This window comes from Rahnella sp. ATs2 (assembly GCF_051851855.1).
GTDB classification, from domain to species: domain Bacteria; phylum Pseudomonadota; class Gammaproteobacteria; order Enterobacterales; family Enterobacteriaceae; genus Rahnella; species Rahnella variigena.
The window spans coordinates 1-26,184 of the sequence record NZ_JBLYPL010000038.1; the positions used below are offsets into that span (position 1 = coordinate 1).

The 26,184-nt window shown below is 49.2% G+C and carries 21 protein-coding genes; 14 read left to right on the forward strand and 7 right to left on the reverse strand.

All coding sequences use genetic code 11. From position 1 onward, the window contains the following. The 6 genes from ACJY2G_RS24715 to ACJY2G_RS24740 all read left to right on the forward strand — a co-directional run. Positions 1-527 (forward strand): gp53-like domain-containing protein (locus ACJY2G_RS24715; protein WP_439292301.1); only part of this gene is annotated, 527 nt, incomplete at its 5' end. A 4-nt stretch (positions 528-531) separates the two neighbouring features. Continuing rightward, positions 532-963, forward strand: coding sequence for a tail fiber assembly protein (locus tag ACJY2G_RS24720; protein WP_439292302.1), 432 nt, complete (start codon positions 532-534; stop codon positions 961-963). 75 nt (positions 964-1,038) lie between these two features. Next, positions 1,039-2,139, forward strand: coding sequence for an acyltransferase family protein (locus tag ACJY2G_RS24725; protein WP_439292303.1), 1,101 nt, complete (start codon positions 1,039-1,041; stop codon positions 2,137-2,139). Positions 2,140-2,295: 156 nt separating this feature from the next. Further along, positions 2,296-2,562 (forward strand): hypothetical protein, encoded by a 267-nt coding sequence (locus ACJY2G_RS24730; RefSeq protein ID WP_439292304.1) that lies wholly within the window; start codon positions 2,296-2,298, stop codon positions 2,560-2,562. 319 nt (positions 2,563-2,881) lie between these two features. Next, complete coding sequence (locus ACJY2G_RS24735; protein WP_120161747.1) at positions 2,882-3,100, forward strand: DUF7661 family protein; 219 nt, start codon at positions 2,882-2,884, stop codon at positions 3,098-3,100. A 305-nt stretch (positions 3,101-3,405) separates the two neighbouring features. After that, on the forward strand, positions 3,406-4,104 hold the full coding sequence (locus tag ACJY2G_RS24740; protein WP_430320881.1) for an extensin family protein: 699 nt from the start codon (positions 3,406-3,408) through the stop codon (positions 4,102-4,104). 12 nt (positions 4,105-4,116) lie between these two features. Here ACJY2G_RS24740 and ACJY2G_RS24745 read toward each other — a convergent pair whose 3' ends face one another. Next, positions 4,117-5,295: a M20 aminoacylase family protein gene (locus ACJY2G_RS24745; protein WP_430320880.1), complete on the reverse strand. Its 1,179-nt coding sequence runs from the start codon at positions 5,293-5,295 to the stop codon at positions 4,117-4,119. A gap of 358 nt (positions 5,296-5,653) precedes the next feature. Continuing rightward, on the reverse strand, positions 5,654-5,911 hold the full coding sequence (locus ACJY2G_RS24750) for a DUF1883 domain-containing protein (RefSeq protein WP_120161750.1): 258 nt from the start codon (positions 5,909-5,911) through the stop codon (positions 5,654-5,656). Positions 5,912-6,502: 591 nt separating this feature from the next. On the opposite strand from ACJY2G_RS24750, the gene ACJY2G_RS24755 reads away from it, so the two are divergent. From ACJY2G_RS24755 to ACJY2G_RS24770, 4 genes are all read left to right on the forward strand, one after another. Beyond that, positions 6,503-9,187: a WG repeat-containing protein gene (locus tag ACJY2G_RS24755; RefSeq protein WP_430320879.1), complete on the forward strand. Its 2,685-nt coding sequence runs from the start codon at positions 6,503-6,505 to the stop codon at positions 9,185-9,187. A 113-nt stretch (positions 9,188-9,300) separates the two neighbouring features. Continuing rightward, the gene (locus ACJY2G_RS24760) at positions 9,301-12,051 is read left to right on the forward strand and encodes a WG repeat-containing protein (RefSeq protein WP_439292305.1); all 2,751 of its coding nucleotides are present in this window, start codon (positions 9,301-9,303) and stop codon (positions 12,049-12,051) included. A gap of 97 nt (positions 12,052-12,148) precedes the next feature. Further along, positions 12,149-12,541 carry an ASCH domain-containing protein gene (locus ACJY2G_RS24765; protein WP_120161753.1) on the forward strand — a complete coding sequence of 131 codons (393 nt, stop codon included), beginning with the start codon at positions 12,149-12,151 and terminating at the stop codon, positions 12,539-12,541. Positions 12,542-12,634: 93 nt separating this feature from the next. After that, entirely contained in the window at positions 12,635-13,285 is a 651-nt protein-coding gene (locus tag ACJY2G_RS24770) for a C39 family peptidase (RefSeq protein WP_244220201.1), read from the forward strand. A gap of 57 nt (positions 13,286-13,342) precedes the next feature. On the opposite strand, the gene ACJY2G_RS24775 is transcribed toward ACJY2G_RS24770, so the two are convergent. The 5 genes from ACJY2G_RS24775 to yebS all read right to left on the reverse strand — a co-directional run bounded on the left by ACJY2G_RS24775 (position 13,343) and on the right by yebS (position 21,350). Then, positions 13,343-13,585: a YebV family protein gene (locus ACJY2G_RS24775; protein WP_112287995.1), complete on the reverse strand. Its 243-nt coding sequence runs from the start codon at positions 13,583-13,585 to the stop codon at positions 13,343-13,345. Positions 13,586-13,809: 224 nt separating this feature from the next. After that, a complete protein-coding gene (locus tag ACJY2G_RS24780) occupies positions 13,810-15,531 on the reverse strand; it encodes a sensor domain-containing diguanylate cyclase (protein ID WP_120161754.1) in 1,722 nt (573 codons plus the stop codon). Positions 15,532-15,901: 370 nt separating this feature from the next. Next, entirely contained in the window at positions 15,902-17,296 is a 1,395-nt protein-coding gene (gene rsmF / locus ACJY2G_RS24785) for a 16S rRNA (cytosine(1407)-C(5))-methyltransferase RsmF (protein ID WP_439292307.1), read from the reverse strand. Between the two features lie 207 nt (positions 17,297-17,503). Further along, a complete protein-coding gene (locus ACJY2G_RS24790) occupies positions 17,504-20,134 on the reverse strand; it encodes an MlaD family protein (RefSeq protein WP_430320877.1) in 2,631 nt (876 codons plus the stop codon). After that, positions 20,103-21,350, reverse strand: coding sequence for a membrane integrity lipid transport subunit YebS (gene yebS / locus ACJY2G_RS24795; protein ID WP_112287992.1), 1,248 nt, complete (start codon positions 21,348-21,350; stop codon positions 20,103-20,105). The genes ACJY2G_RS24790 and yebS overlap by 32 nt, the downstream gene beginning before the upstream one ends. 257 nt (positions 21,351-21,607) lie before the next feature. Between yebS and ACJY2G_RS24800 the strand changes: the two genes are divergently transcribed. From ACJY2G_RS24800 to htpX, 4 genes are all read left to right on the forward strand, one after another. Continuing rightward, complete coding sequence (locus tag ACJY2G_RS24800) at positions 21,608-22,105, forward strand: GAF domain-containing protein (protein WP_112287991.1); 498 nt, start codon at positions 21,608-21,610, stop codon at positions 22,103-22,105. Positions 22,106-22,200: 95 nt separating this feature from the next. Next, positions 22,201-22,890, forward strand: a complete 690-nt coding sequence (gene proQ, locus ACJY2G_RS24805) for an RNA chaperone ProQ (RefSeq protein ID WP_430320876.1) — start codon at positions 22,201-22,203, stop codon at positions 22,888-22,890. 19 nt (positions 22,891-22,909) lie between these two features. Next, on the forward strand, positions 22,910-24,982 hold the full coding sequence (gene prc, locus ACJY2G_RS24810) for a carboxy terminal-processing peptidase (RefSeq protein WP_439292306.1): 2,073 nt from the start codon (positions 22,910-22,912) through the stop codon (positions 24,980-24,982). 258 nt (positions 24,983-25,240) lie between these two features. Beyond that, the gene (gene htpX / locus ACJY2G_RS24815; RefSeq protein ID WP_112287988.1) at positions 25,241-26,122 is read left to right on the forward strand and encodes a protease HtpX; all 882 of its coding nucleotides are present in this window, start codon (positions 25,241-25,243) and stop codon (positions 26,120-26,122) included. Positions 26,123-26,184 lie beyond the last annotated feature (62 nt).

Sequence of the window (26,184 nt, forward strand, 5' to 3'; positions counted from 1 at the left end):
CAGCCGCCCAAGCTTCAGCAAGAACCAATCTGGGGTTAGGGAATTCCGCGACTTTAAATACAGGCACTGCAGCAGGAACGGTAGCGGCTGGTAATGACTCGCGCATCACTGGGGCTACCCAGAAAGCCAGTAATTTATCTGACTTAGCTAATGCTGCGACAGCAAGGTCTAACCTCGGACTTGGGACGGCAGCTACTGCAACCGTTGGTACTGGTGCCAATCAACTCCCTAGCATGGCTTCATTTACGTCGGGATCTGGTTGGGTTAAGTTTCCAGATGGCACAATTATTCAAAGAGGAACATCTATATCAGGCCCGATTGGTTACCCCCTAGCTATTCCATTGCCGATTGCATTCACAAATTCTTTCACGGTGACAACTTCGTTTGATACCGCAAGCAACATAGCGACGGATTGCCCTTCCTTTTCTGTAACTCCAATCGGTCTGGCGGGCTTTTATTTGAGTAGCTCAAGACCTTCATCATCTGGTACCGGTGCCGGTGCAAACTGGATCGCAATTGGGAAATGAATCAATGAACAAATATTTATACGATGCAGTGACAAATGCATTTTACCCCCTCGATATGCAAGATGATTACGAGAGTGCGGGCGTTTGGCCGAAAAATGGCGTGGAAGTTGATGAGGATTTATTTGCTTCATTTCAAACCCCACCCTCTGGGAAGATTCGCATTGCTGGTGATGATGGATATCCAACATGGGGAGGCACACCACCACCTTCTCACGATGAGCAAGTAGCACTTGCAGAGACGGAAAAGCAAAGCCGAATAGAAGAAGCTAATGTTTATATCAACAGTAAACAATGGCCTGGCAAGGCAGCCATGGGGAGGTTAACTGACACAGAAAAGACGCAATATAATGCATGGTTGGATTATTTGGATGAGCTTGAGGCCTTAGATACGTTTCCTGCACCAGATATTCAGTGGCCTACTGCGCCTCATGCTTGAATAATTTTGTCACATTCATTGTATTAACCCTGACGATAATCTAACATGGATGTTTTATGTCTTCGGGTGCAAATCGTGGGTTCAGGAAAAATAAACAGCATTCATTATCTTCGCGGAATAGCGGCGTTAATGGTTGTTTTTTACCATCTTAGGGTAAATCTAAATAATGTATATGCGCAAAAGGATTTGGGCGATCTTCTTTTTTATGGCGGTGCCTTCGGGGTAGACCTTTTCTTTATAATTAGTGGATTTATAATTTGCTATGCTACAGAAAAAAAAGAAAACCTAATGGCAGTTAAGTATGTGCTGAGGCGATTTTTTAGAATATACCCACTGTTAATATTTTCGGTTTTAACGGCATTTTTTACCTTAGGGAACGGATATGACTTTTCTCTTTTGATTAGGTCTATCATTCCGTTAAATGAAAACTACTCTTCAGGATCGCCATTCTTTGGATATAATCTATTGGGTCCTGCATGGACGCTTACCTATGAAATAGCCTTTTACGCTATATTTATGCTTTCTTTTTCTATTAACCATAGATTCAGATGGTTAATCGCTATCTTATCAATACTGGCATTAGTCTGCGGAATACAATACCACTTCAAAGGTGTAGTTACATTAGCCGCCTATAATGATAATTCTTTTGCGAATGGCAGCGTACTTCATGCTCCGCTGACATTCTTGTCCTCTCCTTTATTTATTGACTTTATATACGGATTAGTAATATATAAAATATTTACTTTAACGAGGGGTGTAAAACTGCCAGATTATCTTGAAAAAGCACTAGGGGTGATTTCTGGTTTTGTTTTTTTAATAGCTATCTTGTCTATACTCTCTGTTCAAGTATATGGACATGGCCCTATGCTTTGGGGAATGTGGTGTGCAGTATTAGTAGTCTCTGGTCTTTGCTTCGAAAAATTCAATACAGTAAAAGAAATTCCTTGTCTAAATGTGTTGGGGGATATTTCATACTCACTTTATTTAACGCATGCGATTATAATCGAGGCTTTCCAAAAGTACCCAGATACCTTCAAGTTGTTTAATAATCATAATGGTATCTCGCAACTTATATATCTTACCATCGTATCTATATTTTTGGCTTTTTGGGTTCACAAACTTATTGAGAAACCATTTATAGGAATCGGGAAAAAAGTCATAAGTAAGATATCTTAGAAAATAAGCATGCAACTTCCATCTTAACCCCGCTCCGGCGGGGTTTTTATTTCCTTTCAGATCAGCCTTCTAAGATTTTTCTCTCTACACTGACTTCACAAACCAAATTCCTCATGATTATACTGTGTGTATGAACAGTATTTTTTTGAGGCGGTTATGGCTAAGAAGGATTTGGGTTTTGACATCGTGTACCGCGGCGAGACTCGGGATCGAATAGAACCTGGCAAGTACGTCTTCTTCCAGCGCCTGAAAGAGCACGGTGGCGGTTACTGGTTGGGACAGGTTTACGATGACTGGTTCTGCTTTGTCATTGAACAGCCAGTGTCTCTGATGCAGGGCATGGAGATTCTGCAGACAATGGCAGGGCAAAAGAAGGACATCATGAAGTTTGATGATAGCTTGGATAACTTCATGCTCCGATGAAAACGAAATCTTCACGAATTGAAACTAAATAGGTATTAACTATCTGAAATCAAAGGAAGTGGAAATAAGGTTTTGATAGTTATTTGTCGTATATAAAATAAGTTAATGTGTTGATATAAAAGGAATAAATTAATTTTTTGCGTATAAAGGAATCGTATTCGGTCTTTTTTTGCCTGTTTTTCAAATCAAAAAATTGCAATCCAAACAGTCAATTAGCCGATTTTCACTTACCTTCGGTATCCCCAATTTAGACTTTCTCTCACCATTGTAGCTATGATGCTTTCATACTCTATTTGCATGACCTGACAGGGCGAATTCTATGCTGATTTATAATGTTTTTGGTCGCCACCTTGCTGTTAAAAAGACTTCCGGTGGATGGCAAGTCTTCCGTGCGGATTTGGCAGAGAGAAAGTTTTCCAGACTTTATGACATCATCATTCCTGATGAGATGACTGAGGATGAGATTCCCGGCTGGCTGGGAGATATTTTTCATGAGGCGGCCAGTGAAAGGCATCCGGATGTCAGGCGGGTGGAATAACCGGGCAAGGCATTGCTGAAGAGCGCTCCCAGATTTCAGTTAAAAAAAGCCCGCTCGGGGCGGGCTGAAAGGGGTAATGCGAGGGTCTTACACACTATGAAGGACAGTTCACAGTGGACACAGGAGAAGAAACTTAGTCTTCGGGAGTTAAAATAACAAACTCAATGTCGATTTATGTCAAACCTTCGTAAGTTTCTTTCCCTACTTGTAACTCTGTCAGAACATTATTTACTCAGGCGCTATACTCATAATATTACTCTCGATAAATCAAGGGACTGCTGCGGCACAACCGGGTAAGGAGCATTATGCGATATTGGGTTAGCCTGATTGTGATTTTAGCTGCAGCGTATTTCTGCAGTCCGTGGTTAAACCGCCATGTGCCTTCTGAATATAATCCTTTCACCCCGCTGGTTATCACTGACCCTCCGAATCTGATTACCCGGTACAAATTAAGAAAGCTGGATAATAATCCTCACGAATGTCTGGCCGCACTTGAACGTGCTCAAACTGAAGGCGCTATCCAGTTCAGTAATGCAGGGAATATGGGAGGAAAGTGTCCGCTGACTGATCCCGTTCGTGTTCGGGGTTTTGGGGATGTTGCACTGAGTTCTAACTATCTGGCGAGCTGTCGCCTTGCCCTTAGCAGTGCGATGTTTGTCGGGCAGGTGGCGAAGCCCTTGGCTTCTCAGGAGTTAGGTTCACGGCTGGTGAAAATTGACCATCTGGGCAGTTATGCCTGCCGGAACGTTTACAATAAACCCAATGCACGGCTCAGTGAACATGCGACGGCTGAAGCTCTTGATATCTCGGGTTTTGAGCTGGCGGATGGCCGACATTTAACCGTGTTGAAGCAGTGGCCTCAGACTGGCACTGAAGCGCAGTATATTCATACATTGTTCACAGAGAGCTGTCCGTTTTTTGGAAACTCTATCGGTCCGGATTATAACGCAGCGCATGCGAATCACTTCCACTTAGGCATGCGCTGGTTCGGATTTTGCCGCTAAGCCGTGAGGTCGTTAATCTGCCAGATAACGCTCAACCAGGCGAGTCCAGTAGGCTGCGCCGAAGCTCAGGCTTTCATCATTAAAGTTGTAAGCCGGATTGTGCAAAACGGCGCTGTCCCCGTTACCCAAACGAAGGAAGCACCCCGGCTTTTGCTGCAGGAAATATGCAAAATCTTCACTGCCTGAAATGGGTGGCAGATTATCAATGACGTTGTCTTCACCCAGCAGTTCTTTTGCCACTTCGGTTGCAAACGCTGTTTCCTTATCATGATTCACAAGCACCGGGTAGCCGGGCACATATTCAATTTCTGCTCTTGCGCCGTATCCGGCTGCATGATTATCCACCAGCTGACAAATGCGCTGTTCGAGGATTTTACGTACTTGCGGATCAAACGAGCGGACGCTCATTTCCAGACGGGCTGTTTCCGGGATGACATTCGCCGCATGGCCGGAGTGCAATGAACCGATAGTGACCACTGCCGTTTCATTTGGGTCGATGTTGCGTGAAATGACCGACTGCAAGGCAACAACCAGACTGCCGGCAACCAGAATGGGGTCAACGGTCATGTGAGGGCGGGCGGCATGACCCCCTTTTCCATGGATAGTGATATTGACGGTGTCGCAGGCAGCCATAAACGGCCCTGATCGGAACATCATTTTCCCGACCGGATAGCCCGGATGATTATGTAAGCCGTAAACGGCATCACACGGGAATCGCTCAAAAAGTTGTTCAGCCAGCATGCGTTCAGCGCCGCTGTTGAAACCGATTTCTTCTGCAGGCTGGAAAATAAGATGTACGGTTCCCGAGAAGTTTTTGCTGCGTGCCAGTTGTTCGGCTGCACCAAGAAGCATCGTTGTGTGTCCGTCATGTCCGCACGCATGCATTTTGCCTGGATTCTGGCTGGCGTAACTCACACCTGTTTGTTCAGTTATCGGTAAGGCGTCCATATCGGCACGAATCCCGATACTGCGTGAACCGTTGCCAAGTGTCATTGTGCCGACGACGCCGAAGCCGCCAATGCCCGTCGTCACCTGAAAGCCGAGAGATGCTAATCTTTCAGCCACGAGCGCAGCCGTTGCGGACTCTTCATTGGAGAGCTCCGGGTGTTGGTGCAAGTGTTGGCGAACTTTACGCAGCTCAGGAATAAGGTCGGCTACGTCAGCGATGGTGCAAAGTGATTTATTATTCATTTTTAGATATCTGTTTTTGCCTGAAAAAAATCCGGTGAACTGACCGGCGCCACGTCGTTACATCAGACAGAATGCTATGTGGAATCACCGCTTGCAATCAATTAATCAGGCCTGGAAAGAGGTTTTCAGATATGTGGAATGTTCAATTCAATAACGCTATGTAACTGATGTAACGCGCTAAAGTTTATTACGTGACGTTACGCAAGAATCAACTTTGACCGTGGACGGTATTCCCTGATGTCTGTAACTTCATGAGCTGCAAAACGTTGGATTGCGAGGTCTTAAGATCAGGCAAATGGTTTTCCAATCGCCTGAGCAAAATATTATAAGAGATGAAGGTTTTTTTATAAGAAGGTGATCAGGCTGGCAGGTAGCTGATTGAATGCTCCAGAGAGTCGCATTTGGAATCGATGAGGACATTCCAGACACCTTTGTAGGGGATCCCTACATAAGCCGTATTCTGATCATTAACTGTCAAAATATCGCCGAAACCAGAGTGACGTCCTTTTCGCTCAACTTCACTTTCACACATCAGGTGTATGTGACATTTTTCTGAACAACGTATGACGACAGTGTCGCCACCAAACAAACTCAGTCTGGCTCGAACAATAGGCATGACTTTTCCCCAATTAGATAAAGCACCTGAAATACGCTGTAACCGAACACTGCCAGGTTTTACGTCACCCAGACGGGAGTGATATTGGTCACACAACGCTCATTTATCTATAAAACCAGACAAAAGCTGGGGAAATAATGACTTTAATCAAAAGTTATAAGAATCTTTCAGAGATTAATAATTCGCCATTTTTATGCCTGTAACCAAAAATGATCCTATTTTTAAGAAAGAAGTAAAAATGTAATTATGAGGTTAGCGGAATGTGCTGAATCAAATCGGATGGTAACATCTGTAGAGTACCTTTCGGTGCAGTGATGAAGTGTATTCATTCGTTACAGAGTAATAAATTAGCTGCTTTTTCTTTCACAAGCTGACACCCTATAGGCGTATAACATGTGCGCGCGTTTGAAATTGATTATTATCGGATTTATTACCGTCCCACACGCCCATTTTGCGGGTGATGAAGAAAAAGCGCGCGCAACACTTTCCTATTTTATCCAGTTATAAGGGCATCGGATGAATTGCTCCGAAAAATTTAAATACATCAGAAATTTCAGTGCGTTAACCCTGGTTCTGAATGCTTTTTTTACCATGCCGGCACATGCGGACGACGCGCAGTTACGGGCATGTGGCAATGCAAAAACCGCCAAAGACTGTCAGCTACCTTTCCAGCAAGGGCTTTCGCCTGTTCAGGTCGGACTTTCGCGTGAACCACAGTGGGGCTACGTGGATACCACCGGGCACATGGTCATCAAACCTGATTTCAGCGAAGCGCGGGGGTTTGTTAACGACCTGGCTGCGGTGAAAAAAGGCGACCAGTTCGGATATATCGATAAAAAAGGCCACTGGGTTATCGAGCCGCGTTTTACGCGTGCTACAGATTTTAATGCCCAAGGGACTGCCTTAGTGGTGACAGATAATCGTCTGGCGCTCATAGACAAAAAAGGCGCAGTGATTAAAACGCTGCCATTCGCCGTTGCACTCGACAGCCGTGGTTTTGCCGGCGGTCAGGCCCTGGCAAGTGTCCAAACGCAGGTGTCACCTGCGTTGTGGAATGCTTCCACCGATCGCTCTCTTTCTTTACCTGATGATGTTATGGCGCTCGATTTGCCACAGTCAGGGTTAATCCCCGCCAAAAAACGTGATTCTTCAGAAGAAGGTTATTGGGGCTATCTCGATGAGAACGGTGACTGGGCGATAAACCCGATGGTGCTTAAAACGCGGGATGAACCACAACTTAATGGTGACGTAGTTGCGGTAAAAACCAAGAATCTTTGGTCATTTGTGGATCGTCAGGGTGTTGCGTTAAATAAAGAGCAATACAAATCTGTTCGACCGCTTGCTTCCGGCAGCTGGCTGGTGACTGGGAATGATAACAATAAACAGTTACTCAGCAGCAAGCTGGAGAAAGTGCAGGATATTCCTGCTGATCAGTCTGAAAACATTCTGGTCTGGGGAAAAGCAACGCTGGGTACGGGTAGCAAAGGCATTGTTATCATCGGTGCAGATAATCAGATTGTTTCGCTGAAAGTGAATAAGCCGCAAGTGCTGCAGCAGGGAAATCATCTCTGGGTTATGCAAACTGAAGGCAAGGCACCACAAGTCGCCCAGATTTATGACAACAATGGTGTAGCGCTTCTCAATGATGCCACCCTTACTGCTCTCAAAGACTACCAGCTGCGGCCATTGGGTACAGTGGCGATCACAGATGATGTCACTGCACTGCCAGAAACAAACGGCGATGTGGCACACAGTCTCCCATGGGCGGTTCTGACCCCCGCGGATGCCAGCAAACCGCCTGCCATTCTTACCTCGCAAGGTAATGTTTTGTCTGATCCTCAATGGGCTTCAGTAGAAATCTCCGGTTCTCAGGCGCCGCTTATCATCCACACTCAAACTAAAAAAACGGGTGCTGTCGATGCTTCAGGTAAGTGGGTTATTCAGCCGGTGTATACCCAGATCACTCCGTTCGAGGGTGATTACACCTGGGCTGTAGAGAATGCCAATAATACAGATGTTAAACATCTGATTGACCGAAACGGTAATGCAATCGAGGTACCGGCAGACATTCAGAAAAATGCTCAGCGTTTATCCTCAGGATTGATTTATTACACCGAGGGTGAAAAAGAAGCGCAGCGCTGGGGCTTGTGGGATATCGCGAGCAAAAGTATTAAGGTGACACCACAGTTCACTGAAATCGATGCCTTCAGCGAAGGTTATGCTCTGGCTAAAACGGATGAAGGATGGGGCGTTCTCAGCGCTAATGGCTCCTGGGCGATAGCCCCGGATGCGGAGCGAAGCGGTAAATTCCAATATATTGGTCAGGATGCGTTTACTCTTTCTGATAACGATCAGCCTGTAGAACGTGGTGCACTCGCCAGCCATTACAGTCTTTATAGTGCCCAAAGCGGGCAGGCGTTAGCGACGGATTTACTCGCCAGACCACAAGCTGTCGGGCAGAACCATTGGCTGGTTCAACCTTCCGAAGGGGGCGTGGCCTTACTGGACAACGCCGGGCGTTCCCCGGTCAGTAAAGCCATTAACGCTTCATCGAGTTCTGTAGAAGGTGACTGGATAAAATTGAGTTTCGCGCCACATTACGGCGCGATTGACAGCCAGGGCTACTGGCAAATTCAGCCGCTTTACACGGCTGAATTTAATTTCATCGCACCTCTGAATCTAAGCCGTGCTGTCAGCGACGGGCGAACTATGCTGATAAATGACCATGGCGCTTCGGCAGAGGGCTTCGAACAGGCGCAACCGCTTAATTCGATGATGCGCCTTGTCATGAATGATGACGAGAAAGGTGAAACCGTTCTTTATGACAACGATGGCAATGAAATCCAGCGCTTTGTCGGGCTTGACAGCCTGCAGGCCGACAAAGCCAGTTCGGGTGTTATTCCTATGCGTGATCAAAAAGGCCTTTATGGTTTTGTCGATCAGCAAGGCAAGAAGTTGATCGGTGCTTACTTCGATCAGGTGGGTGCGATGAGCAATAATTTTGCGACCGCCGTGAAAAAATCAACGTACGGCAACCTGCTGGGATATATCAATACCACGGGCCGTTTCGCTGTTTTGCCTAAATTTGACTGGGCAACCGATTTTAGTGAGAAGCGTGCGTGGGCTGGTGGCAAGGGTGTGGTGAATTTGCTGAATGCCGACGGGAATGTACAGGCAAAAATTCAGGTGCGTTGTAATCAGCGCGTCATCGTGGATGCGAAAGGTGCTTATCTTTGGCCTGCGAAAGCACCCACTTGCGGTTCCGGGGGTAATTAATGATTGTCAGCAAACCTTTAAGGCTACGTCACGCACTCCACTGCGCATTGAACACCGGTAGCACATTGGCCTTTTTGACGCTGACTGCCTCGGCTGTTGCGGCTGAACCTGTAATGGCTGAATCAGCACCGGGATGTTCGGCGCCATTGCCCGCTTCCAGGGCCGATATCCAGTTACGCGCGGCGCTGCCTTTAGTGCAAAATTTGTGTATCCGCGATGTGCGTGAAGGGCGTGCTGCCGTACTTTTATCCGCAGCTGAGGCAACGGATGAGCGCTGGGGGTTTCTGGATAATCAGGGGCAGCTCGTCATCAAACCTGTTTTTGAGCAGGTTGGGGATTACCACTTCGGTGCCGCTGCCGCCATGCAGCAGGGAAAATGGGGCTATATCGATCTGACCGGCAACTGGATGATTCAGCCTTCCTTTGACAGCGTACAACCCTTTACAGAAGCCGGTCTGGCCGTTGTGAAGGTGGACGGAAAATCCCAGATTATTGATCGTAAAGGTATTCAGGTCGGTAAAGCACTTGATGATTTGGTTGATGATGCTGTCCTGAGTAATGGTGTTCCTGCCCGCCTCAGCCTGACATTTAACAGCGTACTTCTTTCACCAGACGGTGTACGCCATGTGGCGACGGACAAAATGGAAGTGGTTGAGCCGTTTGGTTCCGATGATCTGTTCATTGCGGTCGATGCCACAAAAGGCTATGGCATTGTGGATGGGAATCTGACCTGGCGTGTTCAGCCACAGTACACGTCCATCACCTTGGATCCCCGTAATCTTTCTGTCGCACTGGCGAAAAAAGCGGATGGAATTACTTTAATCCGCACTGACGGAAGTCAGGATGAGCAGAAATATCTTACTGTCAGCGAGGAAACGGGCGCCTTCTGGCTGGCGAAAACGGTCGATGGCATCAAATTGCTGAATAATTCTGCCGCTGTGATTGCCACTTTCAATGAAGCCGGAGCGGCAGCACTTCGGGTTTCAGGGGATTATGTTTTAAATCCTGCCAGCAAAGACTCTCTGACTCTATATGTGCCGGGGCGAAAACAAGCCATTACGCTGCCTGCAGGCAGTGAGCCCTGGGAGCAGAATACCGGTGAGTTCCTGATAACGACCAAAGGTGAGCAGAAAAAAGTGAATGCCATTGTTGCTCCTTCTGGCGGAGTCATTGGCGGGACTCAGAATGTTGGCTGGCTGGCGCAAATTTCCAGTGCTGAAGTTATCGATCACCGTTTGTGGCTGCGCAATGATCAAGGTGATGTGGTGAATGTGGTTGATGCCACAGGCAAGGCATTGCTGAATCAGAAGAGTATCAGCACTCTGGAAGGCAGCCGTATCGAACCTCTGACTGCCAGTATTGATGCCCCTTCAGCTTCAGCGCCACAGGCACTTGCGCTGGTGCGCCCTGGTAATACTGGCAGCAAAAATGGCGCGGGTTTCCTGCGCCCGGATGGCTCCCTTCAGCTTGATACTAAATGGCAGGATATTGAACCTGCTGACAGCAGCAATAACATCGGTCAGTTCATCGTGAGTACAGCCGATGGCACTGGCGTGGTGGATGTGCAGGGCAAGGTTATTATCCCGCTGACTGAAGATAATATTTCTCCTTTTGTGCAGGGTTACGCTCTGGACTATCTGAATGGAAAACTGACCGCACTTGATCACGCCGGTAAGCATTATGATTTGCCGAACGTGTTTGAGATTGAATCCCTCGGCAATGGCTGGTTCCGCTATCGTGAAACGGCAGCCGAGGGGGCGTTGTGGGGCATCTACGACGTCATCAGTCAGAAGACTGTCCTGCAACCGGCGTATCAGGATGTAGGCGATTACTCAGAGGGTCTGGCCGCATTCAAATCACCGGAGGGGCTGTGGGGGATACTCGACAGTCAGGGTAAAGTGGTTGTGCCGCCGAAATATGCTGAGGCCCGCCGCATTAACTCCGCCCTCTGGTTACTGACGCAACCTGCAACCGACGGACAATCTGAATCGGCTGTTCTGGCAGAAATCACAGGCAATGACGCGCAACCAAGAATTGCACCTGTCGCCGGACTCACCGTAAATCAGTTTAGTGACGGACGTATTCTGGCTACTTCTGCGGCCGGTCAGTCCTGGCTTCTGGATGCTAAAGGTAATATTCAGCTTCATGAGCAGCAAACACGTATCAGTGCGCTCGGCGACTGGGTCAAATTATCGCGCCAGCCTCAGCAAGGATATCTGTCTGCGCAAGGCGAATGGCAAATTCAACCTGTGGGTGAAAGCCGGAGTTCTGCTTTTGTGCGAGGGCGGGCCTTGCGCTCAACGCCAGCAGGCTATGAGCTGATTGATGACAAAGGTGTGCGCGTGGCAGCCATGCCGGAAGGGCTGTGGAGCATGCCGCCAGCGAGCGGCTGGTCCGTGTCCTATGATCCGCAGGACAACGAGCCTGCGACACGCTATGTCGATAATACCGGTAAACTGGTTCTTACGGTTCAGGGCCACGCCAGTCAGATGGTCGATGATCATGCCGTACTGACGCGTGCTGATGGGACAAAAACCTGGATTAACGGGCAGGGTAAACAGACTGATGGCGTCTCTTATGCTGATTTAGGTTTGCCTGTCGACGGGCTGGCTTTCGCCAAAACTGACGGTAAGTATGGTTATGTCGATGCGCAGGGCAACTTCGCGGTGGTACCGGTGTTTAGCGCTGCGTCGCCGTTTGACAGCGGAGTGGCGGTCGTTTCCACACAGGCCATGTCGATGATGATCGACAAAACGGGTAAACCTCTGGCGCGTGTTGATAAGGAATGTGGTATTAGCGTCTTATACGGCGCCGGTAGCGCGCGTCAGTGGCCGGCGACAATGCCGGAAAACTGCAAACCTTAAGACACTTTTCCGGCTTGCAAAACCCGCTGCGGCGGGTTTTTTTGTGCTAATGTTTAACTGTAATGGCAGTGAACTATCTCAATTGAAAGGATAAATTATGATTCCGCAGATCCCACTCAAATACAGGGACGCAGAGCGCTGGTCGTTTGGTGATACTGAATCGTCAGCTGACGAACTGGCTAAGCGCGTTATTGCTGGCACAAAAACCGCCACCTGTTCAAATCTTGATGATGATCCTGAACCTGAGCCGGGCGAAATCTTTGTGGTAGTTGATGGCCGCAATAATCCGGTGTGTGCCGTGCAACTGACCGAAGTGAAACAAGTGCCTTTTGATCAGGTAACAGAACAACATGCCTGGGAAGAAGGAGAAGGTGACCGGACGCTGGCATACTGGCGCAAAGAGCACCAGCGTTTCTTTGAGGAATATGAAATGTTTGAACCGACTATGCCTCTGTTACTCATGAAGTTCCGGATGGTTGAAAAGTTCTAAACCTTTCCAGAGGCCTGATGCAGAAATCAGGCCTTTTCATTCGTCAGTGAAATGATCAACCTGATGTTTTCAGTGTCCGACCAGGAATACGTCATGTCCGTTAATCAGCGTTCGTTTTCTGCTTCTTCCGCAGTCCCTTATTTTAACCAGTGGGAAGATCCTGACTGTGCGGCCGGGATTATTGCCGGAGATATCAAACTCAGTGATATCAGTTTGTGGCCTCAGTCCGGCGCATCTGATCAGCAGGAATTTATTGAGTGGGCAAACCATGTTTGCGGGATGTGTTGCCTGAAAATGGTGCTGGCCGCTGTTTCAGGCAAAGTAGTGCCTGTTTTGAAACTGACCTACCGCAGCTTGTCCTACGGGGCATATATTCGCGAGGGTGACAACATTAAGGGGCTGATCTACGCGCCTTTTGTTGAATATGTCCGGCAGGAGTTGGGGCTTGAAGCTCAGGTGAAGGTAGATATCTCGGCACAAGAAATAGCCGGTCAACTGCAGGAACACCGGTTTTTTATTGCTTCGGTGCATCCTTCGGTTCGTATCCCGGACTCCACACCCCCGCAAAAAGGCGGTCATCTGGTGCTGGTAACGCGAGCGGATTCTCAGACTGTGACCTTTCATAATCCTTCAGGTCACAATGTTTCTACCCAACAGGATGTCACGTTACCTGTGGAAACTTTCGCGCGCTTTTTTGCCGGGCGGGGTATCTCTCTGGTCAAAAAAACTCAACCTCAACAGTGACTCACGCCGTCCGACCGCAAGCGGCGTGGCGAACTCACTTCCGTTCGCCACGCTGTGTTACTCCAGTCGCATGATCCACTCATCTTTCTGTTCGTCGTACTTTTCTTTATACAACACAGAATGACGGCCATCGAGGACTGCCGGAACGCTGGTGTGGTCATCCCAGGCATCAAGCTGCATGCACAAATCAGGGTCTGATTTGCACGGAATATGCACCTTATCGCCGCCTTTTGCTTCAGGCGTTGAAAGATGTGCATCGTCAATTTCGTAACTGCCAATCCGGATAATCGATTTTCCCATCTGATACTCCTCGCCAGAGTGAAGTAAGCCATTTCAATGACATCAGGTATGACCAGTTGGTCTGCCTTATTTGAGAATAGTCGACAGCACAAAAAGCGCCACCCGAATTTTTTGCGGATATTCTTTTTTATGGACGACGAGAAGAGGCAGGATTTTGAACCGGGTGTGGCGGTGTTCAAATGCCGGGAGCCGCCTTATGCTAAACGCAGCGGCTCGGAAAAGGATTAAAGCTGATTAAATCTTACTGACACAGGCATCGCGTTAATCTGGTTGCGGCCATTATTTTTGGACAGATACAAGGCCTCATCTGCGGCACTGACGATATCTGACTGATCTTCAATGCCGGGATCCTGGTCCGGCATATAAGTCGCAATCCCCTGACTGATGGTGACGCGGTTAAATTCACTGAAGCTATGCTTGATGCCCAGCGATTCAATCGATTCCATAATGTGTTGTGCGACAATCCATGCGCCTTTCAGGTCAGTATCCGGCAGAATGGCAGCGAACTCTTCACCGCCAAAACGTGTCACGACGTCAGTGCTGCGTTTGAGTGATTTGCGCAAGGTGCGCGCGACTAAACGCAGGCAGGCATCACCGGAAAGATGGCCGTAATGGTCGTTAAAGTGTTTGAAGTAGTCTATGTCGATCATCACTACGGTCAGCGGCGTGCGGTTCCGTTTGGCGCGCATATATTCATGGCTGAGCACTTTTTTGAACTCACGTCGATTAGGCAGTTTGGTCAGTGAATCTGTGCGTGCCTGGATCTCCAGCCGACGGTTGGCTTTGACCAGTTTCAGTTCCAGCAATTTGCGCTCATGAACGTCTTCAGCGGTACCGTACCAGCGTTGAATCGAGCCATCGGTGGCGTAGCTTGCCGCGGCGCGGATACGCATCCAGTTCCAGCCGCGATCTACGTGACAAAAGCGGACTTCAATATCCAGCGGCGCGCCTGTTTTCAGGCATTGTTCCCAGGTCTGAACGGCGGCGCGGCGGTCTTCCACATGCATACTCTGGATCCACTTGTCGGCCAGGATATCCTGCCGAGTCATACCGGTTATCCGTTGAAAGCGTGAACTGACATCATTGAGCATCCCGCGCGGATCGGCTGTCCACGGGATTTGCGGGTTAAGCTCAACCATGTTGCGATAATGCTCCTGGCTTTCGCGCAGGGCTCTTTCCATTCGTTTGAGGCTGGTAATGTCGGTCATCGCGACGGAGAGGCCATTCAGATGATTCTGTCCGTCATAGGCCGCTTTAATACGCACGAAGAAAACCTGATTTTTTCCGGGAACGGAAAACTCACGATCGGGGGTTGTTTCGTTACGCTGGGCCAGTTCCAGCGCGTTATTTAGCAGAGGGGAAAGCCCTGGCAGGAAAACGCCGACTTTGCGGCCGATCGCTTCATAGGGTTGCAGGCCGATAATAGTGGCCATTGCGTCATTGACCGTGACGTAGCGCATCTGCAAATCAATGAAACACAGGCCAACCGGCGCATTGGAATAGATTGTTTCGAGCTGAAAAAGACGCTGACCCGGCGCCTGATCGAGGCTGGTCAGATTCCGGTCAATCCCGCGATAGCCACGGAAATTCCCGTCATCATCAAAGAGCGGAACACCGCTGGTTTCGAGAATGACTTCAGTGCCGTCCGGGCGGATATTACGGTTCAGTAATCCACCGAAAGGCGCACGACGCTCAACGATGGCAGCAAATTGCTCGCCAACGCGGCGGGCTTCATCCGGAGGCATGAAATCGAAAGGGGTTTTACCTAATACTTTTTCAGGCGGAACGCCCAGGAACTCGATACATTTGTTGGAGGAGAAAACATAACGCCCCTGCGCATCGACTTCCCAGATCCAGTCAGAATTGTTATCGATAATGTCTCGCAGACTGGCCATTTGCTGCAAAAGCAGCCCATCTGCTGATTCGAGTTTCATTTCATCCGACATGATACTTCTCCGACTGGCAGGTCTTTACTCAACATCAGGCATTAAGATTTATATCTGAAAATGATATATCACTGACAATGTTATCTTGATGGCAATAATACATGCCACGATAGGATTATTCCTACTTATAATTCAATAAACCTTTCTTGATAATATAAGTCGCTATCCGATATATGAAGCATAAAATGCTCTTCTGCTAATTGTTATATACACTTTGGCACCGTGATTTCACCTAAAAGTTCAGTTGCACAGTATTCACAGAAATGCCGTTATCAGGTGTTTTTATCGGTATTAATGACGGTTAAGCAGCATATTCTGCGCCGTCGGAATGCTCCTCTGGCACAGAAGATTGCGGGAAAGTTAAGTCTGATTAATCGTTCGGTAATGTCTGCGGACGTATCGCACCGTCTCTCACCAGTTCGCGCGGCGGGCTGTTTTTAATACGACTACCGATGCGTTTTGCCAATCCCAATGGCTGGCCAAGCCAGGTCACCAGACATTCATCAGCGGGTGGCGTGTCGTCCGGATAGATATCGACGCCACGGAACCAGCTTTGCGCCAGTTCATCATTTATCTCAAAGCGGTTTTTGGCATCTGTGGCGCTGAAAGCCACCACGGCTTCATGCTGCCAGCGAAATCCTTTCGGAAAACGCTCCGCCAGCCGCACACCGATACGGGAAAAACGGACTTTGCCAAAAACAGGTTCCAGCACGACAGGGAACAGCCAGATTTCTTTATCACGTTGCCATAATGTGTATTGTTTCTCAGGCCAGGAAAGCCCTGAAAGACCCGCAGTCTTGATAATTTCGGCGCTGTCCTGACGGGAAAGTGGCGAGAACGGGAAACGCCCCACTTTATATCCCGGGACTGGCAGACGCGGAACAGAATCTGTTTTACGAAAGCGCGCGACAAAGAAACCTTCGCTGTCATAAACCTGCGGAAATACGTGCAAATAGCCTTCCGGTGTGACGGCTTTACCGGCGTCTGTGAATAACTCTGCCAGCGACTCCACTTCAACCGCATCCCTGTAGGTATCCAGTAACCACTGGCAGACTTGCTGGTTTTCCTGTGCGTTAAGGGTGCAGGTGGAGTAGACCAAAACACCGCCAGGTTTAAGCGCATGAAATGCGCTGTCGATCAGTTCACGCTGAGTTGAGGCAATTTCAGTCACGCTGTTTTCAGACCAGTTGCTCATGGCGTCAGGGTCTTTACGGATAACGCCTTCGCCGGAGCAGGGCGCGTCCAGCAGGATAGCGTCAAACGTTTCAGGCAGAGCAGCACCAAATACGCGTCCGTCAAAGTGAGTCAGCGCTGTATTACTGACGCCACAGCGGCTGATATTTGCGTGCAGGACTTTGACGCGGCTGGCGGAATATTCATTGGCAATAATGCCACCCTGATTTTCCATCAGCGCCGCGATTTGCGTGGTTTTAGAGCCGGGTGCAGCAGCCACATCCATCACCAGAACCGGTTGGGTATCGTTGGCAAATAACGCCGTGACCGGCAACATGGAACTGGCTTCCTGAATATAGAAAAGGCCGGCCAGATGCGATAAGGCATTGCCCAGACGTGTATCGTCCAGGACGTTGCGGTTTATCCAGAAACCTTCCGCACACCACGGCACAGGCTCCAAATCCCACTGATAATTGCCGGCAAGCTCAAGGAAATCCGTCACGCTTATTTTCAGGGTATTCACCCGCAGACTGGGGCGGAGAGGGCGCTGGCAGGCAGCAATAAAATCGTCCATGCTCAGTTCAGCGGGCATGATTGCGCGTGTGGCTTCCAGAAAAGCGGCGGGTAATTTATCAGTAAAAGTGGTGGCGGTAGTGAGCTTTGACAAAGGTGTGGTTCCAGAGCTGAAGAAGATTTTCTGCCGCGGAGTTTATCATATTTACATTTGATAAGAGGGCTGCGCGCGTTGCCTGATAAAGAAAAGGCCACCCGAAGGTGGCCCTGATCAACATAATATCGGTTAATTTCTCGGGATTGCCGTTCCCCATTTCTGCCAGTCTTTTGGTGCTTCAGGATTGAGCAGGAAATGATTACCGTTGGCGGCTTTCGGCGCCAGTGGCGTGGTTGGCGGCGTCGCAAAGGCGATACCTCCGCGAATAAATTGCTGGAATGTGCCGCTTTTGAACACGCCACCGGTCAGACCGAATTGCAGGTCGTAGCCAGAGGCCAGCCAGAACACGGAGTTTTCCCGCACCAGATATTGATATTTTTTACTGATCCGAAGCGTCACATTCACGCGGTCCGCCATGGCGCCCAGATAGAAGCCAGATACGGTACCGACTTCAATTCCGCGGAACAGCACCGGCGTGCCGATTTGTAATGAACCGACTTCGGCGGCATCGACCACGATACCCAGACCATCCGTGTAGCGCGAGTCGGTGATGGTGGAGTCCTGCAAATCAAAGTTGCGCGCTGGCGCGCCTTTGCCTGCTTCTACGTTAATGTAGGGCTGGAGAAGCGTATCGAGATTGCTGACGCCACCGGCCGAAATTTCCGGTGAAACGATTGAGAACCGGGTTCCGCGGCGGGCAAAGTTTTCAACATATTCCGGATACAACACGGCTTTGGCGGAAACCTGATTCAGTTGCGGATCCAGTTTCAGCGACTCCACCTGACCGATGGTGATGCCCAGATAACGAATAGGCATGCCGGCGGAAAGCTTACTGGCATCATAAGTATTCAGCGTTATCTGGCTGCCAACTGCGCGTGCCGAAGTTTCTGAATCATACAGAACACGCTTCGCCCCTTTGCTGGCGGTGACGCCATCAAGATTATCGAAGCTGATAGCGCCTTTAAGCGCGCGATCCAGCGGTGAGGCCTGAACGGTCAGCCCGTTGCCGTTGAGCTGCACTTTTGCGCCACCTTCTGCCCAGAAAATCGTCTTCTCTGTCAGCAGGTTGCGATATTGCGGCTGAATATATACATCAACTTCAAATTCATTGGCTTTAGGACGGACATTGACTATCTGGCCTACCTGGAACTTCCGGTAAAGCACGACTGAACCTGTCTGAACATCAGGCAGGCTTTTAGCTGTCAGTGTTAGCGTGGCGCCCGGTTGCTCGCCCTGAATGCCTTCGGCAGCTTTTTCGGCATTACTGTAAAGCGGATATTTTTGTGCAGGTGCGCCTTTGGTGCCTGGAATAATACGCACACCACCATCGACCCATTCCTGAGCGCTGGCACCAAGGACTTCCATACCATCGACACCCAGTTTCACATCAACCCGGCTGTTGACCACAAACTTGCTGTCTTTATGCAGCAAGTTTTTATATTCCGGCTTGATAGCAACATTAAACACAATGCCTTCATCTGTTAGCGTCCGGTCAATAATTGTACCGACGTTGAGGCCGTAAAGTTTTATGGGCTGTCCCGCATCAATACCGTAACTCTGCGGTGCAATCAGCTGAACTTTGAGTATGTCAGGGTTCTGCAACAATCGCTGATTACTGTCGAGCACCACAAAATGCTTTTGCGGCTCACCGTCGCCGGGGATCAGTTCCAGCGTATTACCGGTCAGCAACTGGCTGAGATTGGCATTATTGAGGCTGATTTTCGGACTGTTCATTTCAATGCGCGTGCCGGTACGCATCATGTCGAGCACTGAAGGATCAACTGTCAGTTTACCGGTGACTTTATTATCCGGCTGTAACGTGATTTTGGTCAGCGTACCGACCTGTAAGCCCTGATACATCAGTGGTGTCTGGTCTTCGGATAGCCCGTTACCATCGGGTAAATCCAGATTGATTTCCACACCACGCTGGCTTTGCGCCAGATCCGGATAGAGCACGTATGACTGATCGGCTTTTGCCTGTTTCCCGTCATTCGGGGAATCCATAGCGATCGCGCCATTCACCAGTGCTGCCAGACTTTCCATCTGAACTTTCGCTCCGCTCAGACTCAAATCTGCCTTAAAGCCTGAAACGTTCCAGAAACGCGTATTTTCTTTGACCAGATTAGCAAAGCGTTTGTCGACCAGTACGTCGATGGTTACGCCTTCATTGCCACTTTCAATGTCGTAATCGTAAACCTTACCGACCGGAATTTTACGGTAATAAACCAGCGAACCGGTGTTCAGCGAACCCAGATCTTTGGCATGCAGATGGACCATCAGTTCGCCGGTATTGAGGCGGAATTTAGGCTGTGTATCGAGCGCCACAAAGTGGGCTTTCTCTTTTCCCGGCCCTGGCATCATGCCGATGTAGTTACCGCCCACCAGCGCATCAAGTCCTGAAACGCCGGCAAGTGACGCTTTCGGAGTGACCAGCCAGAACTGTGTGCCTTCACGAAGGGCGTCAGACAAGTCACTTTTAATACTGACTTTCACCTGAATTGTGCGCAGGTCTTTCGTCAGGCTGATGGATTCCACCGTGCCAACTTCCACGCCCTGATAACGCACCGGCGTACGGCCAGCGACAATACCTGCCGCCGACTGGAAATCGATAGTCACAGTGTTTCCACGTTCCTGATAGTTGCTGTAAATCAACCATCCGGCGATCAGTAAAGCGATAAACGGCAGAAGCCAGAACGGCGAAATCCGGCGTCTGTGTTTAATCCGTGCTTCAGTCGGTGTATTCGGCGTTTCCTGTTGCATGTGCATCCCAAATCAAGCGGCTATCAAGCCATTCAACGGCAAGAACGGTCAGAATTACGGCTGCGCCGAAGTAAAAGGCGGCCGGTCCCATCGTAAAAGACAAAAGCTGGTCACGGTTAACCAGCGACATCATTAATGAAATAACAAACAAATCCAGCATTGACCAGCGTCCTATCCAGTGCACCAGACGGAAAAGGCGGATACGTGTTTTCAGTCCCTGAATCGCTTTGAAATGAATGCTGAGAAGCAGCGTCAGCATCACGATCACTTTGGTAAATGGCACCAGCACGCTGGCGATAAATACAATGGCGGCGATCGGTACGTTCCCCGATGTGGCGAGCGACACAACACCGGAAAATATAGTGTCCTTCAGCTGTTGCCCGTTGGCATAGATGATGGAAATGGGCAGTAAATTGGCCGGGATTAAAAAGACAATGGCGGCAATCAGAGCGGCCCATGTTTTCTGCAAACTGTGTTTATAGCGTAGACGCATCGGAACATGGCAGCGCGGGCAGCGTCCGCGCTCATCCGGTATACCGGTGAATTTACAGGCCAGGCACAGCCGCAATGAAGAGGGCAATCCTTTTGGCTGACGCTGCGGGTAGAATTCTTCCCATAACTGCTCAATGTTGAGATTAATCATGGTCAGCGTGACCATCAGCGTCATCATCAGATAGGCGGCCAGCGCAATACCGACGTTGATGTCGGCATACTCTTTAACCTTGATACTGGCGACGGCCATTCCGACCAGATAAATATCCAGCATCACCCAGTCTTTGAGGCGATCGAGCATCAGCAGCACTGGTTTCAGATTCATCCCAAGTTTGCTGCCAAAATGCAAATAAAGAATGGATACTGCGAGTGTCAGCGGCGCACCGATGGTACAAAAGGCCACCATGCTGGCGGTCACGGGATCCCCCTGTTGCGACATCTGCCAGATACCTTCAAGCAAACTGGCGTCAATGCGTGTCCCCAGCAGACGAATGCTGATCAGCGGTTCGGTATACGCGAACGGCATCAGCAATAATATGCTGATAGCCATCGTGATCAGTCGCGGCAGGGAACAAACCCTGCCTTTTTCAACTTTCGCGTTACAACGCGGACAATGAGCTGTCTGCGTGCGTTGCAGCGACGGAAGTGTGAAAAGCGTGTCACACTCGCTGCATCGCTGATAGCGAATCTGTGGTATCTGGGCTGAAATTGTGTGTATTTTCATAGTGCCTGAAATAGTAAAGAATACCTGTTGTTACAATTACGCATCCCGCGAAGGGGTCAGGCGAGGCCATCAGGCCAAGATCAGCCAGGTTTTTTTGACAAAATAACGTATTATGCGGTCGGCAAACAGTTATTGTAGGTGAGTCTTTTTGATGTCACACAGGATTAACCTTGTTCATATGGGCATTTAATGCTTATTTTATAGGGGTTAAGCACAACAGAACGGCTCAGTGCCCTTAGGTTATTATTGGTTACTACATGAATAAAGAAGCATTCTACACGGAATTAAAACGTGATTTGAGCGCGTTGATCGCCGGAGAAAACAATTTTATTGCGACTCTGTCGAATGCGAGTGCCTTACTTTTTGAACGTCTTGAAGGCGTTAACTGGGTAGGTTTTTATCTGATGGATGGCACAACGCTGGTGCTGGGGCCATTCCAGGGTAAAATTGCCTGCGTGCGTATTCCGGTAGGAAAAGGCGTCTGCGGTACGGCAGTGGCGGAAAATACTGTGCAACGTGTGGGTGATGTTCATGCCTTCCCGGGCCATATCGCCTGTGACGCAGCAAGTAATGCCGAAATCGTTCTGCCAGTAACAGTAAATGGCAAAGTGATCGGCGTATTAGACATTGATAGCACCGTTTATCAACGCTTCGACGAAGCCGATGAACAGGGGCTGACAGAGTTAGTCAGCGGGCTTTGCCAGCATCTCGAAAACTGCGATGCTGAAAAATATGTCAATCTGATCGTAAGTTGATCGTCGGATAACGTGGCATTTAATAACGGCGTCATTATAATGACGCCTGTTCATGCCTGCGCCGGTTGGCAAACCCGTTGTAATCAGGAAATTTCATGGAAAATCAACCTAAGTTGAACAGTAGTAAAGAAGTCATCGCCTTTTTGGCTGAGCGGTTCCCGCTCTGTTTTACCGCCGAAGGCGAAGCACGCCCATTAAAGATCGGTATCTTTGCGGATTTGGTCGAGCGCGTGCAAGGTGAAGAGAATCTGAGCAAAACTCAGTTACGCTCTGCTCTGCGTCTGTATACCTCAAGCTGGCGCTATCTGTACGGCGTCAAAGTTGGCGCGGAACGCGTTGACCTTGATGGTAATTCATGTGGCGTTCTCGAAGAGCAGCACGTTGAACATGCCCGTAAACAGTTGGAAGAAGCAAAAGCCCGTGTTCAGGCACAACGTGCAGAACAACAGGCTAAACGTCGTGAAGCCGGTGAAAGCACTGAGCCACGTCGTCCACGTCCGGCAGGTAAAAAACCCGCGCCGCGTCGTGAAAATGCGCCCGCTGCTGTAGCTGGTCAGGAAAATCGCAAACCACGTACACCTCGCCCACCGCGTGAGGAAAAACGTGAACCGCGTCAGGTGCCAGTAACAGACATTTCAAAACTGCAAATTGGCCAGGAAATCAAAGTCAGAGCAGGACAGAGTGCAATGGATGCAACCGTTTTGGAAATTGCCAAAGACGGTGTACGCGTTCAACTCTCTTCGGGTCTGGCGATGATCGTGCGCGCAGAACACTTGCAGTTCTGATACGGAGGCCAACTCAGGCATGAACAAATTTGTCAGATTAAGCGTTATTGCGGGTCTGTTAATGGCAGGAGCAGGGCTGGTGAACACCAGCTTTGCAGCGAACGAGAGTGCACCGGTGACTCTCGCTCAACTTCCTAATTTAACTCAGGATCCTCAGGATGCAACGGTGAGCGAGCGTGTTACTGCTCGCTTTACCCGTTCACATTATCGTCAGTTCGACCTTAATGCAGATTTCTCAGCGAAAATCTTCGACCGTTACCTCAACATGCTCGATTATGGCCATAACGTATTAATGGCTTCCGATGTCGCACAGTTTACTGATAAACGTGCAACCTTGGGTGAGGAACTGAAAACCGGTCAGTTAACCACGCCATATGCTCTTTTTAATCTGGCTCAAAAACGCCGCTTTGAACGCTATGACTATGCGTTGAAAGTGCTTGAGCGCCCGATGGACTTCACGGGCAACGACACGATTGAACTTGATCGCAGTAAAGCACCGTGGCCGAAAGACCGCGCTGAGCTGGACAAATTGTGGGATGCGAAAGTCAAATATGACGAGCTGAACCTCAAACTGACTGGCAAAAACGATCAGGAAATCCGTGACGTGCTCTCCAAGCGTTATCATTTTGCGATGAAACGCCTGACACAAAGTAACAGCGAAGATGTTTTCCAGCTGGTGATGAATGCCTTCGCGCATGAAATCGATCCGCACACCAACTATCTCTCTCCCCGCAGCACCGAGCAGTTTAATACCGAAATGAGCCTGTCTCTGGAAGGTATTGGCGCGGTATTGCAGGGTGACGACGATTACACAGTCATCAATTCGATGGTAGCTGGCGGCCCGGCGGCCAAAAGCAAAGCTATCGCAGTCGGTGACCGTATTGTTGGTGTGGGCCAGGTTCAGGCAGGAAAACAAACGCCAATTGTCGATGTGATTGGCTGGCGTCTTGACGACGTCGTCGCGCTCATCAAAGGGCCGAAAGGCAGCAAAGTCCGTCTGCAAATCTTGCCTGCGGGTAAGAATGCTAAAAACCACGTGATCACGCTGACTCGCGAGAAAATCCGTCTGGAAGACCGCGCAGTTAAAATGACCATTAAGAATGTTGGCGCTCAAAAAGTCGCTGTGATGGACATTCCTGGTTTCTACGTTGGCCTGACGGATGACGTTAAAGTTCAGTTGCAGAAAATGGCGAAGCAGAACGTCAACAGTCTGGTTATCGATCTCCGTACTAACGGTGGTGGTGCTCTGACTGAAGCGGTTTCGCTGTCTGGTCTGTTTATTCCAAGTGGCCCGGTGGTTCAGGTTCGCGATAACAACGGCCGCATCCGTCAGGACAGCGATACCGATGGCGTCGTTTACTATAAAGGCCCGCTGGTAGTACTGGTTGATCGCTTCAGTGCTTCCGCTTCCGAAATCTTTGCAGCTGCAATGCAGGATTATGGTCGTGCGCTGATTGTCGGTGAGCCAACCTTCGGTAAAGGTACCGTTCAGCAATACCGTTCGCTGAACCGTATTTATGACCAGATGCTGCGCCCGGAATGGCCTGCACTCGGTTCCGTGCAATACACTATCCAGAAGTTTTATCGTATCAATGGTGGCAGTACTCAGCGTAAAGGGGTGACCCCGGACATTCTGATGCCAACCGGTATTGAATCGATTGAAACCGGCGAGAAGTTCGAAGATAACGCACTTCCGTGGGATAGCATTAATGCGGCAACTTACAGCAAATTAGGCGACATGAAACCGTTCCTGCCTGAATTGCTTAAAGATCATGAAGCCCGTATTGCGAAAGATCCAGAGTTCCAGTACATCCAGCAAGACATTGCCCATTACAAGGCGCTGAAAGACAAACGTAACATCGCCTCTCTGAATTACGCGCAGCGTGATAAAGAAGATAAAGAGGATGATGCCCTGCGTCTTAGCCGTCTGAATGAACGCTTCAAACGTGAAGGTAAGAAGCCGCTTAAATCTCTCGACGATTTGCCGAAAGACTACGTTGCTCCGGATCCTTATCTCGATGAAGCTGATCATATTGCTGTTGATCTCGGCAAACTGGAAAAGGCTCAGGTCGACCAGACTGCTGCGAAATAAGCACGCAGTTGGACAAATAAGAAGCGCACTCCGGTGCGCTTTTTTTATGCGTGAATTATGAAAAATCTTCTAAATTTCAGGCTTGTCTGTGAAATAAAACGCTTCAAAATGTAAAGTATTGTGATTTTAGACCTTCAGAACGTATGGGCTCTTGAATCTTAGTAAGAAGCCCATAGGATCAGTACAGCCGGGTGTGCTATGTGCCGGTGGTTAAACTCTGCCAATAACAATGAAGTAACAATGAGGAAGTAAAATTTTATGATGCGTATAGCGTTGTTCCTGCTGACTAACCTGGCCGTTATGCTGGTATTCGGGCTGGTGCTTAGCCTGACTGGCATTCAGCACAGCAGCGTGCCGGGATTGATGATCATGGCCGGGCTGTTTGGCTTCGGTGGTGCAATTGTCTCGTTGCTGATGTCTAAATGGATGGCGTTGCGCTCGGTGGGTGGTGAAGTTATCGAGCAACCTCGTAATGAAACTGAACGTTGGTTGATGGAAACTGTTCGTCGTCAGTCTCAGCAGGCGGGCATTGGTATGCCACAGGTCGCGATTTATCACGCGCCAGATATTAATGCGTTCGCGACAGGCGCGCGCCGCGATGCCTCTCTGGTAGCTGTCAGCACCGGACTGCTGCAAAGCATGAGTCAGGACGAAGCCGAAGCGGTTATCGCTCACGAAATCAGCCACATTGCGAATGGCGATATGGTGACCATGACCCTTATCCAGGGTGTGGTGAACACCTTCGTTATCTTCATTTCACGTATTATCGCGCAGGTGGCTTCTGGTTTCCTTTCCGGTAACCGTGATGGCGAAGAGAGCAGTAACGGTAACCCGTTGATTTATTTCGCCGTGGCAACCGTGCTGGAACTGGTGTTCGGTATTCTGGCCAGCATCATCACCATGTGGTTCTCGCGTCACCGTGAATTCCATGCCGATGCGGGTTCTGCAAAACTGGTAGGTCGTGAGAAAATGATTGCTGCATTGCAGCGTCTGAAAACCAGTCATGAGCCGCAGGAAGCGGGAAGCATGATGGCGTTCTGTATCAACGGTAAATCGAAATCATTCAGCGAGTTGTTTATGTCTCACCCGCCGCTGGATAAGCGTATTGAAGCATTGCGCAGCGGTGCATACATTAAATAAGAAGCAAATAAGAAGCCAATAATCAGCCTCTGGCGATGATTGGTTAATAAAAGCCCGGCCAT

Coding starts and splice junctions, on each gene's coding strand:
- ACJY2G_RS24720 (WP_439292302.1), top strand. CDS start 532: ATGAACAAATATTTATACGATGCAGTGACAAATGCATTTTACCCCCTC.
- ACJY2G_RS24730 (WP_439292304.1), top strand. CDS start 2,296: ATGGCTAAGAAGGATTTGGGTTTTGACATCGTGTACCGCGGCGAGACT.
- ACJY2G_RS24735 (WP_120161747.1), top strand. CDS start 2,882: ATGCTGATTTATAATGTTTTTGGTCGCCACCTTGCTGTTAAAAAGACT.
- ACJY2G_RS24740 (WP_430320881.1), top strand. CDS start 3,406: ATGCGATATTGGGTTAGCCTGATTGTGATTTTAGCTGCAGCGTATTTC.
- ACJY2G_RS24745 (WP_430320880.1), bottom strand. CDS start 5,295: ATGAATAATAAATCACTTTGCACCATCGCTGACGTAGCCGACCTTATT.
- ACJY2G_RS24750 (WP_120161750.1), bottom strand. CDS start 5,911: ATGCCTATTGTTCGAGCCAGACTGAGTTTGTTTGGTGGCGACACTGTC.
- ACJY2G_RS24755 (WP_430320879.1), top strand. CDS start 6,503: ATGCCGGCACATGCGGACGACGCGCAGTTACGGGCATGTGGCAATGCA.
- ACJY2G_RS24760 (WP_439292305.1), top strand. CDS start 9,301: ATGGCTGAATCAGCACCGGGATGTTCGGCGCCATTGCCCGCTTCCAGG.
- ACJY2G_RS24765 (WP_120161753.1), top strand. CDS start 12,149: ATGATTCCGCAGATCCCACTCAAATACAGGGACGCAGAGCGCTGGTCG.
- ACJY2G_RS24770 (WP_244220201.1), top strand. CDS start 12,635: ATGTCCGTTAATCAGCGTTCGTTTTCTGCTTCTTCCGCAGTCCCTTAT.
- ACJY2G_RS24775 (WP_112287995.1), bottom strand. CDS start 13,585: ATGGGAAAATCGATTATCCGGATTGGCAGTTACGAAATTGACGATGCA.
- ACJY2G_RS24780 (WP_120161754.1), bottom strand. CDS start 15,531: ATGTCGGATGAAATGAAACTCGAATCAGCAGATGGGCTGCTTTTGCAG.
- rsmF (WP_439292307.1), bottom strand. CDS start 17,296: ATGCCCGCTGAACTGAGCATGGACGATTTTATTGCTGCCTGCCAGCGC.
- ACJY2G_RS24790 (WP_430320877.1), bottom strand. CDS start 20,134: ATGCAACAGGAAACGCCGAATACACCGACTGAAGCACGGATTAAACAC.
- yebS (WP_112287992.1), bottom strand. CDS start 21,350: ATGAAAATACACACAATTTCAGCCCAGATACCACAGATTCGCTATCAG.
- ACJY2G_RS24800 (WP_112287991.1), top strand. CDS start 21,608: ATGAATAAAGAAGCATTCTACACGGAATTAAAACGTGATTTGAGCGCG.
- proQ (WP_430320876.1), top strand. CDS start 22,201: ATGGAAAATCAACCTAAGTTGAACAGTAGTAAAGAAGTCATCGCCTTT.
- prc (WP_439292306.1), top strand. CDS start 22,910: ATGAACAAATTTGTCAGATTAAGCGTTATTGCGGGTCTGTTAATGGCA.
- htpX (WP_112287988.1), top strand. CDS start 25,241: ATGATGCGTATAGCGTTGTTCCTGCTGACTAACCTGGCCGTTATGCTG.